The 14,681-nt window shown below is 71.7% G+C and carries 15 protein-coding genes; 11 read left to right on the top strand and 4 right to left on the bottom strand.

The window, feature by feature from the left end:
- Window positions 1-49 precede the first annotated feature (49 nt).
- The 4 genes from ispG (at window position 50) to ACIBG6_RS13335 (ending at window position 4,519) form a co-directional block, all read left to right on the top strand.
- On the top strand, window positions 50-1,207 hold the full coding sequence (gene ispG / locus ACIBG6_RS13350) for a flavodoxin-dependent (E)-4-hydroxy-3-methylbut-2-enyl-diphosphate synthase (RefSeq protein WP_399222739.1): 1,158 nt from the start codon (window positions 50-52) through the stop codon (window positions 1,205-1,207).
- Window positions 1,208-1,336: 129 nt separating this feature from the next.
- Complete coding sequence (locus tag ACIBG6_RS13345; RefSeq protein WP_399222738.1) at window positions 1,337-2,182, top strand: GNAT family N-acetyltransferase; 846 nt, start codon at window positions 1,337-1,339, stop codon at window positions 2,180-2,182.
- Window positions 2,183-2,203: 21 nt separating this feature from the next.
- Complete coding sequence (locus tag ACIBG6_RS13340) at window positions 2,204-2,749, top strand: GNAT family N-acetyltransferase (RefSeq protein WP_399222737.1); 546 nt, start codon at window positions 2,204-2,206, stop codon at window positions 2,747-2,749.
- A 69-nt stretch (window positions 2,750-2,818) separates the two neighbouring features.
- A complete protein-coding gene (locus ACIBG6_RS13335) occupies window positions 2,819-4,519 on the top strand; it encodes a proline--tRNA ligase (protein WP_399222735.1) in 1,701 nt (566 codons plus the stop codon).
- 81 nt (window positions 4,520-4,600) lie between these two features.
- On the opposite strand, the gene ACIBG6_RS13330 is transcribed toward ACIBG6_RS13335, so the two are convergent.
- The 4 genes from ACIBG6_RS13330 to ACIBG6_RS13315 all read right to left on the bottom strand — a co-directional run bounded on the left by ACIBG6_RS13330 (window position 4,601) and on the right by ACIBG6_RS13315 (window position 7,511).
- Window positions 4,601-5,530, bottom strand: coding sequence for a slipin family protein (locus ACIBG6_RS13330; protein WP_399222733.1), 930 nt, complete (start codon window positions 5,528-5,530; stop codon window positions 4,601-4,603).
- A 67-nt stretch (window positions 5,531-5,597) separates the two neighbouring features.
- Window positions 5,598-6,497 (bottom strand): aminoglycoside phosphotransferase family protein, encoded by a 900-nt coding sequence (locus tag ACIBG6_RS13325; protein WP_399222732.1) that lies wholly within the window; start codon window positions 6,495-6,497, stop codon window positions 5,598-5,600.
- 49 nt (window positions 6,498-6,546) lie between these two features.
- Window positions 6,547-6,963: a ferritin-like domain-containing protein gene (locus ACIBG6_RS13320; protein ID WP_399222731.1), complete on the bottom strand. Its 417-nt coding sequence runs from the start codon at window positions 6,961-6,963 to the stop codon at window positions 6,547-6,549.
- Window positions 6,960-7,511 (bottom strand): hypothetical protein, encoded by a 552-nt coding sequence (locus ACIBG6_RS13315; protein WP_399222730.1) that lies wholly within the window; start codon window positions 7,509-7,511, stop codon window positions 6,960-6,962. The genes ACIBG6_RS13320 and ACIBG6_RS13315 overlap by 4 nt, the downstream gene beginning before the upstream one ends.
- Before the next feature lie 178 nt (window positions 7,512-7,689).
- Here ACIBG6_RS13315 and rimP point away from each other — a divergent pair, with 178 nt between their 5' ends.
- The 7 genes from rimP (at window position 7,690) to truB (ending at window position 14,605) form a co-directional block, all read left to right on the top strand.
- On the top strand, window positions 7,690-8,187 hold the full coding sequence (gene rimP / locus ACIBG6_RS13310; RefSeq protein ID WP_317599660.1) for a ribosome maturation factor RimP: 498 nt from the start codon (window positions 7,690-7,692) through the stop codon (window positions 8,185-8,187).
- A 2-nt stretch (window positions 8,188-8,189) separates the two neighbouring features.
- The gene (gene nusA / locus ACIBG6_RS13305) at window positions 8,190-9,185 is read left to right on the top strand and encodes a transcription termination factor NusA (RefSeq protein WP_317599662.1); all 996 of its coding nucleotides are present in this window, start codon (window positions 8,190-8,192) and stop codon (window positions 9,183-9,185) included.
- Between the two features lie 75 nt (window positions 9,186-9,260).
- Window positions 9,261-9,542, top strand: coding sequence for a YlxR family protein (locus tag ACIBG6_RS13300; RefSeq protein ID WP_317599664.1), 282 nt, complete (start codon window positions 9,261-9,263; stop codon window positions 9,540-9,542).
- 145 nt (window positions 9,543-9,687) lie between these two features.
- The gene (gene infB, locus ACIBG6_RS13295; RefSeq protein WP_329620900.1) at window positions 9,688-12,795 is read left to right on the top strand and encodes a translation initiation factor IF-2; all 3,108 of its coding nucleotides are present in this window, start codon (window positions 9,688-9,690) and stop codon (window positions 12,793-12,795) included.
- 150 nt (window positions 12,796-12,945) lie between these two features.
- Window positions 12,946-13,239 (top strand): DUF503 domain-containing protein, encoded by a 294-nt coding sequence (locus ACIBG6_RS13290; protein WP_317599667.1) that lies wholly within the window; start codon window positions 12,946-12,948, stop codon window positions 13,237-13,239.
- 29 nt (window positions 13,240-13,268) lie between these two features.
- On the top strand, window positions 13,269-13,709 hold the full coding sequence (gene rbfA, locus ACIBG6_RS13285; protein ID WP_267046149.1) for a 30S ribosome-binding factor RbfA: 441 nt from the start codon (window positions 13,269-13,271) through the stop codon (window positions 13,707-13,709).
- Window positions 13,706-14,605, top strand: coding sequence for a tRNA pseudouridine(55) synthase TruB (truB, locus tag ACIBG6_RS13280; protein ID WP_399222728.1), 900 nt, complete (start codon window positions 13,706-13,708; stop codon window positions 14,603-14,605). The genes rbfA and truB overlap by 4 nt, the downstream gene beginning before the upstream one ends.
- Window positions 14,606-14,681 lie beyond the last annotated feature (76 nt).

Here is a 14,681-nt window from a genome sequence, read left to right as displayed (position 1 = left end):
CCTCGGAGACCTGAGCCCGCCGACGCACAACCTTGAGGTTGCACAAAAGATGACCGCGATTTCTCTCGGTATCCCGACCGTCCCGACCCGGCTCGCCGAGCGGCGCAAGAGCCGCCAGATCCAGGTCGGCAGCGTGGCCGTCGGCGGTGACGCCCCCGTCTCCGTGCAGTCGATGACGACGACCCGCACCTCCGACATCGGCGCCACGCTCCAGCAGATCGCCGAGCTGACCGCCTCCGGCTGCCAGATCGTGCGCGTGGCCTGCCCGACGCAGGACGACGCCGACGCGCTCGCCACGATCGCCCGGAAGTCGTCGATCCCGGTCATCGCCGACATCCACTTCCAGCCGAAGTACGTCTTCGCCGCGATCGACGCGGGCTGCGCGGCCGTCCGCGTCAACCCGGGCAACATCAAGCAGTTCGACGACAAGGTCAAGGAGATCGCCAAGGCGGCCGGCGACGCCGGTACCCCGATCCGTATCGGCGTCAACGCCGGTTCGCTCGACGCGCGGCTCCTGAAGAAGTACGGCAAGGCCACTCCCGAGGCGCTCGTCGAGTCCGCCCTCTGGGAGGCCGGCCTCTTCGAGGAGCACGGCTTCCGCGACATCAAGATCTCGGTCAAGCACAACGACCCGGTGGTCATGGTCGAGGCCTACCGCCAGCTCGCCGCCCAGTCCGACTACCCGCTGCACCTCGGCGTCACCGAGGCGGGCCCGGCCTTCCAGGGCACCATCAAGTCGGCCGTCGCCTTCGGCGCGCTCCTCGCCCAGGGCATCGGCGACACCATCCGCGTCTCGCTCTCCGCGCCGCCGGTCGAGGAGATCAAGGTCGGCATCCAGATCCTGGAGTCGCTGAACCTGCGCCAGCGCCGCCTGGAGATCGTCTCCTGCCCGTCCTGCGGCCGCGCCCAGGTCGACGTCTACAAGCTCGCGGAGGAGGTCACCGCCGGCCTCGACGGCATGACCGTCCCGCTGCGCGTCGCCGTCATGGGCTGCGTCGTCAACGGCCCGGGCGAGGCCCGCGAGGCCGACCTCGGCGTCGCCTCCGGCAACGGCAAGGGACAGATCTTCGTGAAGGGCGAGGTCATCAAGACCGTCCCCGAGTCGAAGATCGTCGAGACCCTCATCGAAGAGGCGCTCAAGATCGCCGAGCAGATGGAGAAGGACGGGGTCGCCAGCGGCGAGCCGTTCGTCGCCGTCGCGGGCTAGCCGGCGGGACCTTCACACGAAACCCCTCCACCCCACCGGGTGGAGGGGTTTCGTGTGCGGGACAGGCATCGCCACAGGGCGCAGGGGTAAAGTGCGGAGACCAGCAGATCCGTACCGTGAGGCCCCCTCGTGCTGACAGAGACCACCACCCGGGTCCTCGAACCCGCCGACCTCGGCGCCGCCCTGGCCGTCCTGGAGAGCTCCCCCGTCGAGAACGCCTTCGTGACCGCCCGCGTCCAGGTCGCCGGGCTCGATCCCTGGCGGCTCGGCGGCGAGATGTGGGGCTGGTACGCCGAGGGGCGACTGCGCTCGCTCTGCTACTCCGGCGCCAACCTCGTCCCCATCTGCGCCACCCCCGAGGCCGTCCGCGCCTTCGCCGACCGGGCCCGCAGGATCGGCCGCCGCTGCTCCTCGATCGTCGGCCCCGTCGAGCCCACCACCGACCTGTGGCGGCTTCTGGAGCCCAGCTGGGGCCCGGCGAGGGACGTCCGCGCCCGCCAGCCGCTGATGATCGCCGAGGAGCCCTCGACCACGGTCGCCGCCGATCCGCTGGTCCGCCGCGTCCGCAAGAACGAGATGGACGCGATCATGCCCGCCTGCATCGCCATGTTCACCGAGGAGGTCGGCGTCTCCCCGCTCGCGAACGACGGCGGACTGCTCTACCAGGCCCGGGTCGCCGAGCTCGTCGGCGCGGGCCGCTCCTTCGCCCGGATCGAGGACGGCAAGGTCGTCTTCAAGGCGGAGATCGGCGCCGCGACCCGCCTGGCCTGCCAGATCCAGGGCGTCTGGGTCGCCCCCGAGCACCGCGGCAAGGGCCTGTCGGAGACGGGCATGGCCGCCGTCCTCCAGTACGCCCTCGCCGACGTCGCCCCCGTGGTCAGCCTGTACGTCAACGACTACAACACCCCCGCGAGGGCCTCGTACCGCCGCGTCGGCTTCCGGGAGACCGGCGCCTTCATGAGCGTGCTGTTCTAGGGGGCTTGTAGGGTGCGCCGCATGGATGACGCAGACGTCGTGATCGGACCGGTCAATCTCGCCGCCCGGGTGGACGAGGCCCTCGCCGTGCAGGCGGTCGCCTTCGGCCTGGACCAGGACGAGGTCGCCGTGCGCCGCCACATCGTCCTGCGCCACCTCATGAGCCCCGGCGCGTGCGCCTACGGCGCCATGACGCCCGACGGGCGGCTCGTCGGCTTCGTGTACGGCATGCCCAACGACCGTACGCACTGGTGGTCCACGGTCGTGGAGCCGTACCTGCGCGCCACGGGCACCGCCGACTGGCTCGACGGCTCCTTCGTCATCACCGAACTCCACGTCCACCCCGACTTCCAGGGGCGGGGCGTGGGCAGCGAGCTGATCACCACGATCACGGACAAGGCGGACGAGTCGCGCTCGATCCTCTCCGCCATCGACACCGATTCCCCGGCCCGCGGCCTCTACCGCGCCCTCGGGTACGACGACCTCGCGCGCCAGGTGCACTTCCCGAGCGCCGCCCGCCCGTACGCCGTGATGGGCGCCGCCCTGCCGCTCAAGCGCCGGAACTGATTTCTCCGAGGAGGGGCGGCCCGGCTAATCTCGGGCCATCACCCTTCCCCCGGCAGGAGTACGAGAACCATGGCCAACGTTCCGGTCCAGCGCATGTCGAAGTTGATGGCGAAGACGCTGCGCGACGACCCGGCGGACGCCGAGGTCCTCAGCCACAAGCTCCTCGTCCGCGCCGGCTACGTCCGCCGTACGGCCGCCGGCATCTGGAGCTGGCTGCCCCTCGGCAAGAAGGTCCTCGCCAACGTCGAGCGGATCGTCCGCGAGGAGATGGACGCCATCGGCGCCCAGGAGGTCTCGCTGCCGGCGCTGCTGCCCCGCGAGCCCTACGACGCCACCGGCCGCTGGGACGAGTACGGCGCCGAGCTGTTCCGCCTCCAGGACCGCAAGGGCGGCGACTACCTCCTCGGCCCGACCCACGAGGAGATCTTCACCCTGCTGGTGAAGGACCAGTGCTCGTCCTACAAGGACCTGCCGGTCATCCTGTACCAGATCCAGAACAAGTTCCGCGACGAGGCCCGTCCCCGGGCCGGCATCCTGCGCGGCCGCGAGTTCCTCATGAAGGACTCGTACTCCTTCGACACGGAGGACGAGGGCCTCGCCCAGTCCTACGCCCTGCACCGCCAGGCCTACCAGCGCGTCTTCGAGCGCCTCGGCCTCGACTACCGCATCGTCGCCGCGACCGCCGGCGCGATGGGCGGCTCGAAGTCCGAGGAGTTCCTGGCCCCGGCCGAGGCCGGCGAGGACACCTTCGCCGACTGCCCGAACTGCGACTTCGCTGCCAACACCGAGGCCGTCTCCTACGAGCTCGCGCCGGTCGACGGCTCCGCCGTCCCGGCCGCCGAGGAGATCCCCACCCCCGACACCCCGACCATCGAGACGCTCGCCGCCTCGCTCGGCGTGCCGGCCTCCGCCACGCTCAAGAACCTCCTGGTCAAGATCGACGGCGAGATCGTCGCCGTGGGCGTCCCCGGCGACCGCGAGGTCGACCTGGGCAAGGTCGAGGAGCACTTCGCCCCGGCGACCGTCGAGATGGTCACCGAGTCCGACTTCGCCGATCGCGCGGACCTGGTGCGCGGCTACGTCGGCCCGCAGGGCCTGGAGAAGGTGACGTACATCGCCGACCCGCGCGTCGCGCCGGGCACGGCGTGGATCACCGGCGCCAACAAGGACGGCATGCACGCGAAGAACGTGGTCGCGGGCCGTGACTTCGAGGTCGACGAGTACGTCGACGTCGTCGTCGTGACGGAGGGCGACCCGTGCCCGAAGTGCGGCACCGGCCTGAAGCTGGACCGCGCCATCGAGATCGGCCACATCTTCCAGCTGGGCCGCAAGTACGCCGACGCCCTCAAGCTCGACGTCCTCGGCCAGCAGGGCAAGCCGGTCCGCGTGACCATGGGCTCGTACGGCATCGGCGTCTCGCGCGCCGTGGCCGCGCTCGCCGAGCAGACCGCCGACGAGAAGGGCCTGTGCTGGTCCGCCGAGGTCGCCCCGGCCGACGTCCACGTCGTCGCCGCCGGCAAGGCCCTCCAGACCGAGCTGGCCCTGGAGGTCTCCGACAAGCTGGCCGCCGCCGGCCTCCGCGTCCTGGTCGACGACCGCGCGGGCGTCTCCCCGGGCGTCAAGTTCACCGACGCGGAGCTCATCGGCGTCCCGAAGATCCTGGTCGCGGGCCGCCGCTCCGGCGAGGGTGTCGTGGAGCTGAAGGACCGCCGCACGGGCGAGCGCGAGGAGCTCACGGTCGACGAGGCGATCGCCCGCCTGACCGCCTGACGGTCACACACGCGACGGAGGGGCCGGGCCCGCGTGGCCCGGCCCCTCCGCCGTGCCGCGTGCGGCTCGGCGGCGTGGGTCTCACTCGCGGGCGCTGTCCTCCCGCGGGGACGGCTCCACCGACGCACCGGTCAGGTCTTCCACGGCCTCCGTCGCGTCCACCCGCCCCTTCAGGTACGCGTCACTCAGCGGCGCGGTCACCGGCTCCGGGCCCGCCGCCGGGCCCGCCACTGCCTTGTCCGTCCCGGGCATTGGCGCCGCACGCTCCAGGAACCTCAGCAGTTCCACCGGGATCGGCAGGACCAGCGTCGAGTTCTTCTCCGCCGACACCGCCATCACCGTCTGCAGCAGCCGCAGCTGGAGCGCCGCCGGCTGCGCCGACATCACCCCCGCCGCCTCGGCCAGCTTCTTCGACGCCTGGAGCTCCGCGTCCGCGTTGATCACCCGCGCCCGCCGCTCCCGGTCCGCCTCCGCCTGCCGTGCCATCGAGCGCTTCATCGTCTCCGGCAGCGAGACGTCCTTGATCTCGACCCGGTCGATGGCGACGCCCCAGCCCATCGCCGGGCTGTCGAGCATCAGCTCCAGGCCCTGGTTGAGCTTCTCCCGGTTGGACAGCAGGTCGTCCAGGTCGCTCTTGCCGATGATCGACCGCAGCGAGGTCTGCGCCATCTGCGAGACCGCGAACTTGTAGTCCTCCACCCGGACCAGCGCGTCCGCCGCGTCGACCACCTTGAAGTAGACGACCGCGTCCACGCGCACCGTGACGTTGTCCCGGGTGATGCCCTCCTGTGCGGGCACGGGCATCGTGACGATCTGCATATTGACCTTGTGGAGGCGGTCGACGACCGGAACGATCATCGTGAAGCCGGGCGACCGTATCTCGTCGCGCAGCCGGCCGAAGCGGAAGACGACCCCGCGCTCGTACTGCTTCACGACCCGCGCCGCCGCGCCCGCGTACACCGCGACCGCCGCGGCCGTGCCGGCCACCGCCACCAGCAGCTCTTCGATCATCACGGCCCCCTGGAGCCGAGCCGGTCGTACGCCGAGGACCGGCGAACGTTACAAAAAGGGTATTCCCCTACAGCCAGCTCGCGAACTCCATGAGCAGCTCGGCGTCCTGCCGCCGCCCCGCCGTGTACGCCCGCGTCCCCGACTCGACCGCGCGGAACAGCGTCCAGCCGCGCAGCCGCTCCCGGTCCATGTCCAGGGAGTCCGCCAGCTTGTTCACCCGCCGCCGGGCGGTCGAGGCACCCGCCGAGGCGCCCACCAGGTCCTCCACCCGGTCGCGGACGAGCCGCGCCAGGTCGTAGGCGCGCTCGCCGACGAGCGGCTCGGGCCCGACGGCGAGCCAGGGGGCCCGGTCGCCGCCCAGCACCTTGCCCTGGCGGAAGCAGCCGTGCAGCAGCAGCGACTCGTCCGGGGCGGCCACCAGCTCCTCGCGGGCGGCGAGCGCCGCCGCGGTCAGCTCACCGGTCGCCGGGTCCGCGCGGTACGGCTCCATCGCCGCGGCCTGCCGCGCCGTCCGCTCGGCCACCGACTCGAAGCCGTGCCCCGCCGGAGGCTCGACCCACAGCTTCCGTACGGTCCCCGCGGCCTCCAGGAGCGCCTTGGCCTCCGGCAGGGAGCGCAGCGACACCTCGGGGTGCAGCCGTTCGAGGACGAGTCCGCCCTCGGCGGTCTCGTCGAGCAGCCGGACGGCGCCCCAGCCGTTCCAGTGCGCCAGCGCGTCCCGCTCCAGCTCCGGCCGGGCGAACGACGGCGCGATCTTGAGGGCGGCGGAGGAGTCGTCGGGGCGCCGGACGAGGAGGACCAGACTGCTCCGCCCGCCGGGGGCCATCACCCGCTCGGCGTCGAGGGACGCCTGGTCGAGCATGGTCCGCGTGCGCTCCGGCAGCGGCCCGAGCCACTCGGTCGCCGCGGTGTCCCCGTACGTCTCGCCGAGCGCCCGTACGAGTCGCTGCGGCGGTTCGAAAACCATGCGTGCGTTGTCCTTCTGACGTTCGGTCGGTCCCCGGTCGGGGGCGGGCTCACACCCGCTCGGCGAGCCCAGGAAAGGTTACGTCGCTGCCGCGCCAGCGGACGGCGCGTACCGCCGCCTCCCGCAGCGCGGCGGCCGCGTCGCGCCGCAGCGGTCCCTCGGCGGCCCTGACGAGGTCGGAGTAGACCCCGGCCACCCGGTCCTCCAGGACGGCCGCCAGCCGCACGGCGCCGGCCGCGTCGGCGACCCGGAACGGCAGCTCGTACGCGGCGGCCGCGACCACCGGCGCGCCGCCGAGGTCGCGCACGGTGCGGCGCAGCGCGTCCCGGCGGGCCCGGTGGGCCTCGTACGCGGCGGTGGCCTCCGCCCGGCGCGCCGTACCGATCCGGCCGCCGACGACCCCGTACCCGTACACCGCCGCGTGTTCGGCGGCCAGGGCCGCCTGGGCGGCGTCGAGGGCGCTCATGCCGGTGCTCCTTCGGTCAGCAGGTAGGCGTGCGCGGCGCCCGCCGCCGCCACGGAGGCGAGCAGCCTGGCGTACTCGGGCGGCGCCGTGAGCAGGGCGTTCGTGTGTCCGTCGGCGGCCTTGCGCGCGGCCCCCGCGAGTTCCTCGAGGGCCGCGCGGGGATCGGCCGGGACCCGTACGGGTGCGGGTGCCACCGCCGATGCCGATGCCGATGCCGAAGGGGAGGCGGTCACGGGCTTCACCGTCGTCCCGCCCTCGCCCAGGGCCGTCGCGTGCGCCGCCACCGAGCGCCGCAACGGGGTCAGCCGGGGCGCGAGGGCGGGATGGGCGGCGAGCACCGCGTCGTAACGTTCCAGCAGGTTCCGCGCGGCGGTCACCGAGCGGAGCCGCAGCGCCGCCTCGGCGCGCGCCACCCGTTCGGCCTCGAGCTCGGCGGCGCTCGGCCGCCGCGGGCTCTCGCCGTCACCGGAGGAGGTGCAGCCCACGAGGGCCGTCGCGCCCGCCGCCGCGCCCGCCCTGAGGAGTGCGCGCCTGCCCGTCGTCGTCACGCTCTCTCCCTCGTCCGTCGTCCGTCGTCGAAGATCGTCGAGATCACCGCAGGCGAGCGTACCCGCGGGCCCCGGGGCGGTGGACGGCAACACCCTCCGGGACCGGATACCCTTTGGTCTGACGCGCGACGACACGCGACGAACCCACAACAGCACACGCGGCCGAGGAGTCACCCGGATGAGCACCACCCAGAGCGACAGGCTGCGCGGACTCCTTGAGCCGCTCGTCCACGCGAAGGACCTGGATCTGGAAGAGATCGAGGTGTCCCGGGCCGGCCGTCGCGGACTGCTGCGGGTGGTCGTCGATTCGGAAGAGGGCGTGGAGCTGGACGTCTGCGCCGAGCTGAGCCGTGAGATCTCCGAGAAGCTCGACGAGACCGACGTCATGGGCGAGGGCGAGTACGTCCTCGAAGTCAGCTCTCCCGGCGCCGACCGCCCCCTGACCGAGCACCGCCACTACGTGCGGGCCACCGGCCGGCTGGCCAAGCTCCAGCTCGTCGAGGGCGACGAACTCGTCGCCCGGATCCTCGCCGTGGACGAGGACGGCCTCGACCTCGAAGTACCGGGCGTGAAGGGGCGCAAGCCCACCGCCCGCCGGGTCGAGTTCGCCGACATCGCCAAGGCGCGTGTCGAGATCGAGTTCAACCGCAAGGACAAGAAGGAAGAGGAGGCGTAGCCGTGGACATCGACGTGAAGCTGCTCAAGGGCTTGGCGAATGAGAAGGAGATCTCCTTCGACCTGCTGGTCGAGGCGATCGAGTCGGCCCTCCTCATCGCCTACCACCGCACCCCCGACGCCCGCCGCCACGCGCGTGTGGAGCTGAACCGGCAGACCGGTCACGTGACGGTGTGGGCGAAGGAAGACCCCTCCGAGCTGGAGGAGGGCCAGGAGCCCAAGGACTTCGACGACACCCCGTCGGACTTCGGCCGGATCGCGGCGAGCACGGCTCGCCAGGTGATCCAGCAGCGTCTGCGGGACGCCGAGAACGACGTGACGTTCGGCGAGTACGCGCGCCGTGAGGGCGACGTCGTCGCCGGTGTGGTGCAGCAGGGCAAGGACCCGAAGAACGTCCTGGTCCGTCTGGACGACAAGCTGGAGGCCATTCTTCCGGTGCAGGAGCAGGTGCCGGGCGAGGACTACTCGCACGGTCTGCGGCTGCGGACGTACGTCGTCCGGGTGGCCCGCGGTGTCCGTGGTCCGTCCGTCACCCTCTCGCGCACGCACCCCAATCTGGTGAAGAAGCTCTTCGCCCTCGAGGTGCCGGAGATCGCCGACGGTTCCGTCGAGATCTCGGCCATCGCGCGTGAGGCCGGTCACCGCACCAAGATCGCCGTGCGTTCCACCCGTTCGGGCCTGAACGCCAAGGGCGCCTGCATCGGCCCGATGGGCAGCCGCGTCCGCAACGTGATGGCGGAGCTGCTCGGCGAGAAGATCGACATCGTCGACTGGTCGGACGACCCGGCCGAGATGGTGGCGAACGCGCTCTCCCCGGCGCGGGTCTCCAGGGTCGAGGTCGTGGACCTGGCCGCCCGGTCCGCCCGGGTGACGGTGCCCGACTACCAGCTGTCGCTGGCGATCGGCAAGGAGGGCCAGAACGCCCGCCTGGCCGCCCGCCTCACCGGCTGGCGGATCGACATCCGTCCGGACACGGAGCCGACCGGTCCGCAGGACTGAGACCGCTTTTTGGCCAACAGCTGTTCGATTCTTGCCCCGAACGGGTGGGGTCGGTACGGGGAGGTAGACTTAATCGTGTCTGGCCGGACGCAAGCCCGCGTATGCCCTGAACGAACCTGTGTGGGATGTCGGGAGCGAGCGGCCAAGAGCGATCTACTGCGGATCGTGGTGAATAAGGACGAGTGTGTTCCGGATCATCGCGGTACGCTGCCCGGCCGGGGTGCGTACCTGCACCCCGCCGTGGTCTGTCTCGACCTGGCGGTCCGCCGCCGAGCGTTCCCGAGGGCCTTCAAGGTCCAGGGCCCACTCGACACCGCGGAACTCCGTCACCACGTCGAGAGGCCGGCACCGCAGTGAAGAAGTACGGCACGGATCACCGTGCGGTCAGGTACCTCGCGAGTTGGAAGTAGGTCGAGATTGCGATGAGCACTCGATGAGTACGCGATGAGTACGCCCATGAAGTAGCGACGGTCCGGCGGTAACCGGACCTAAAAGGAGCGAAGTGGCTAAGGTCCGGGTATACGAACTCGCCAAGGAGTTCGGCGTAGAGAGCAAGGTCGTCATGGCCAAGCTCCAAGAACTCGGTGAATTCGTCCGTTCGGCGTCCTCGACTATCGAGGCGCCGGTCGTGCGCAAGTTGACTGACGCTTTGCAGGGTCCCGGCGGCAACGCCGGCAAGACCGCTGCCAAGCCCGGCGCGCCCCGCAAGGCAGCGCCCTCCCCCGCCGCGCCGAAGCCGGCTGCGGCATCCCCCGCGCCGTCCCCGGCGCAGGCTGTACGTCCCTCGGCCCCGAAGCCTGGAGCGCCCGCCCCGGCGGCGCCCAAGCCCGTGGTCGCGGAGAAGCCCGCCGCGGCGCCCACCTCGGGCTCGCGTCCCACCCCGGGTCCGAAGCCCCCGGCCGCGCCCAAGCCGGCGCCGGCCTCCCCGGCTCCGACGACTCCGGAGTTCACCGCGCCTCCGGCGGCTCCGGCCGCCGCACAGCGTCCCTCCGGCGCGACCCCGGGCCCCCGCCCGGCGGCTGCCCGCCCCGCCCAGCAGGCCCCGCGCCAGCAGGGTCAGGGCCAGGGTGCCCCGCGTCCGCAGGGCCAGGGTGCCCCGCGTCCGGGCGGTGCCCGTCCGGCCGGTCCGCGTCCGGGCAACAACCCGTTCACCTCGGGTGGCTCCACCGGCATGGCGCGCCCGCAGGCGCCCCGTCCCGGTGGCGGCGCCCCGCGTCCGCAGGGCGGCCCCGGCGCCGCTCCGGGCGCTCCGCGTCCGCAGGGTGGCCCCGGTGGCGCCCCGCGTCCGCAGGGCCAGGGCGGCGCGCGTCCCACCCCCGGTGGCATGCCGCGTCCCCAGGCTCCCCGTCCGGGCGGCGCGCCCGGCGGTAACCGTCCGAACCCGGGCATGATGCCGCAGCGTCCCGCTGCCGGCCCGCGCCCCGGTCCCGGCGGTGGCGGCCGTGGTCCCGGTGGCCCCGGCGGCCGTCCGGGTGGTCCCGGCGGTGGCGGCGGCGCTCGTCCCGGCTTCGCCGGTCGTCCGGCCGGTCCCGGCGGTGGCGGCGGCGGCTTCGCCGGTCGTCCCGGTGGTCCCGGTGGTGGCGGCGGCGGTCGTCCGGGTGGTCCCGGCGGCGGTGGCGGCGGCTTCGGCGGTCGTCCCGGTGGCTTCGGTGGCCGTCCCGGCGGTCCGGGTGGACGTGGTGGCACGCAGGGCGCCTTCGGTCGCCCCGGCGGTCCCGCGCGTCGTGGTCGCAAGTCGAAGCGTCAGAGGCGCCAGGAGTACGAGGCCATGCAGGCCCCGTCCGTGGGCGGCGTGATGCTTCCCCGCGGTGGCGGCGAGGTCATTCGCCTGTCGCGCGGTGCGTCCCTCACCGACTTCGCCGAGAAGATCGGCGCCAACCCGGCGTCGCTCGTCGCGGTGATGATGAACCTCGGCGAGATGGTCACGGCGACGCAGTCGGTCTCCGACGACACGCTGACGATGCTCGGCGAGGAGATGAACTACACCGTTCAGATCGTCTCGCCGGAGGAAGAGGACCGCGAGCTCCTCGAGTCCTTCGACATCGAGTTCGGCGAGGACGAGGGTGGCGAAGAGGCTCTGGTCTCCCGTCCGCCGGTCGTCACCGTCATGGGTCACGTCGACCACGGTAAGACCCGACTTCTCGACGCGATCCGCAAGACGAACGTCGTCGCGGGCGAGGCCGGTGGCATCACCCAGCACATCGGTGCCTACCAGGTGGGTACCGAGGTCAACGGCGAAGAGCGTCGCATCACCTTCATCGACACCCCGGGTCACGAGGCGTTCACCGCCATGCGTGCCCGTGGTGCGAAGTCGACCGACATCGCGATCCTCGTGGTCGCGGCCAACGACGGCGTCATGCCGCAGACGATCGAGGCGCTCAACCACGCCAAGGCCGCCGGCGTCCCGATCGTCGTCGCGGTCAACAAGATCGACGTCGAGGGTGCGGACCCGACCAAGGTCCGCGGTCAGCTGACCGAGTTCGGTCTGGTGGCCGAGGAGTACGGCGGCGACACGATGTTCGTCGACATCTCCGCCAAGCAGGGTCTGCACATCGACTCCCTGCTGGAGGCCGTCGTCCTCACCGCCGACGCCTCGCTCGACCTGCGGGCCAACCCGAACCAGGACGCGCAGGGTATTGCGATCGAGTCCCACCTCGACCGCGGTCGCGGTGCCGTCTCGACCGTCCTGGTCCAGCGCGGAACGCTGCGCATCGGCGACACCGTGGTGGTCGGCGACGCGTACGGCCGCGTCCGGGCGATGCTCGACGACAAGGGCAACAACGTCGAGGAGGCGACCCCGTCGACTCCCGTCCTGGTGCTCGGTCTCACCAACGTGCCGGGTGCCGGCGACAACCTCCTGGTGGTCGACGAGGACCGTACGGCGCGTCAGATCGCCGAGAAGCGCGCTGCGCGTGAGCGCAACGCCGCCTTCGCCAAGCGCGTCCGCCGGGTGTCCCTCGAGGACCTCGACAAGGTGCTCAAGGCCGGTCTCGTCCAGGAACTCAACCTCATCATCAAGGGCGACGCGTCCGGTGCGGTCGAGGCCCTCGAGGCTTCGCTGCTCCAGCTCGACGTCGGCGAAGAGGTCGACATCCGTGTCCTGCACCGCGGTGTGGGTGCGGTCACCGAGTCGGACATCGACCTGGCCATGGGCTCCGACGCCATCGTCATCGGCTACAACGTCCGCGCTGCGGGCCGCGCGGCGCAGATGGCGGAGCGCGAAGGCGTCGACGTCCGGTACTACTCGGTGATCTACCAGGCCATCGAGGAGATCGAGGCGGCCCTGAAGGGTCTCCTCAAGCCGGAGTACGAAGAGGTCGAGCTCGGTACGGCGGAGATCCGCGAGGTCTTCCGCTCGTCCAAGCTGGGCAACATCGCCGGTGTCCTCATCCGCTCCGGCGAGGTCAAGCGCAACACCAAGGCGCGCCTCGTCCGCGACGGCAAGGTCATCGCCGAGGACCTCACGATCCACGGTCTGCGCCGCTTCAAGGACGACGTCACCGAGATCCGCGAAGGCTTCGAGGGTGGTATCAACCTCGGAAACTTCAACGACATCAAGATCGACGACGTCATCGCGACGTACGAGATGCGCGAGAAGCCCCGCGCCTGATCGCGTCCGATCGCTGTAGCGAGCCGGGGCCGGTCGGCGGAAGTAATTCCGTCGAGCGGCCCCGGCCGTTGCGTGTACGGTTCTGGTGTCCCTGCCGAGCGACGGCCCGGCAGGCCACCGAACCCGAACCGGCGGGACATCCGGCACCGCATGTACGTGGGGACTCTGTCCTTCGATCTGCTCCTCGGCGACGTTCACTCGCTCAAGGAGAAACGCTCCGTGGTCCGCCCCATCGTCGCCGAGCTCCAGCGCAAGTTCTCTGTGAGCGCGGCCGAGGTGGGCGACCAGGACCTCCACCGCAGGGCCCGGCTGGGCGTCTCGTTGGTGTCCGGGGACCCGGGGTTCGTATCGGACGTGCTCGACCGCTGTGAGCGGCTCGTCGCCGCGCGTCCCGAGGTGGAGCTGCTTTCGGTGCGCCGAAGGCTCCACACTGATGAAGACTGATTGAGCAAGGCAAAGAAGGAGAAGGACCAGTGGCCGACAACGCGCGGGCGAAGAAGCTGGCAGACCTCATCCGGGAGGTGGTCGCCGAGAAGCTGCAGCGTGGCGTCAAGGACCCCCGCCTGGGCACGCACGTGACCATCACGGACACCCGCGTCACCGGTGACCTGCGGGAGGCCACGGTCTTCTACACGGTCTACGGCGACGACGAGGAGCGGGCGAGCGCCGCGGCCGGCCTGGAGAGCGCCAAGGGCGTCCTCCGTTCGGCCGTGGGCCGGGCGGCGGGGACCAAGTTCACCCCCACGCTGACGTTCATCGCCGACGCCCTCCCGGAGAACGCCAAGACGATCGAGGACCTCCTCGACAAGGCGCGGGCCTCGGACGCGCAGGTGCGGGAGGCGTCCTCGGGCGCCGCCTTCGCCGGCGAGGCCGACCCCTACAAGAAGCCGGGCGAGGACGAAGCCGCCGAATGAGCAACGCAGCAAAGACGCCCGACGGCCTTGTCATCGTCGACAAGCCGTCGGGCTTCACTTCGCATGACGTCGTGGCCAAGATGCGCGGGATCGCCAAGACCCGCCGGGTCGGCCACGCGGGCACGCTCGACCCCATGGCCACGGGCGTCCTCGTCCTCGGCGTGGAGCGGGCGACGAAGCTCCTCGGTCACCTCGCGCTGACCGAGAAGGAGTACCTGGGCACCATCCGCCTGGGCCAGACCACGATCACCGACGACGCCGAGGGCGAGATCACGGCGTCGGTCGACGCTTCGAAGGTCACCCGGGAGCAGATCGACGCGGGCGTGGCCGAGCTGACCGGCGCCATCATGCAGGTGCCGTCGAAGGTCTCCGCGATCAAGATCGACGGCAAGCGGTCGTACGCGCGGGTCCGCGGCGGCGAGGAGTTCGAGATCCCGGCCCGCCCGGTGACCGTCTCCTCCTTCCAGGTGTACGACGTCCGCGAGGCGGAGGCGGAGGACGGCACGGCCGTCGTCGACCTCGTCGTCTCCGTCGTCGTCTCCTCCGGTACGTACGTCCGGGCGCTCGCCCGGGACCTCGGTGCCGGGCTCGGGGTGGGCGGTCATCTGACCGCGCTGCGCCGCACCCGCGTCGGCCCGTACAAGCTGGACGCGGCCAAGACGCTGGACCAGCTCCAGGAGGAGCTCACGGTCATGCCGGTCGCCGAGGCGGCCGAGGCGGCGTTCCCGCGCTGGGACGTCGACGAGAAGCGGGCCAAGCTGCTCCTGAACGGTGTCCGGCTGGAGATGCCGACGTACCCGCCAGGTGCGGTCGCCGTCTTCGGACCCGAGGGGACCCTGCTCGCGCTGGTCGAGGACCAGCGGGGGAAGGCCAAGAGCCTCGCCATCTTCGGCTGAGGACCCACCCCGGCACGACCGGATCGTCCCTTGTGGGGCGGACACGCACGCGTGTCCGCCCCACAAGCGTCTTCCG

This window comes from Streptomyces sp. NPDC050842, from assembly GCF_044456565.1.
Classification (GTDB): domain Bacteria; phylum Actinomycetota; class Actinomycetes; order Streptomycetales; family Streptomycetaceae; genus Streptomyces.
The sequence above is the reverse complement of the archived record's forward strand: the minus strand, read 5'-3'. Positions and strand labels throughout refer to the sequence as shown.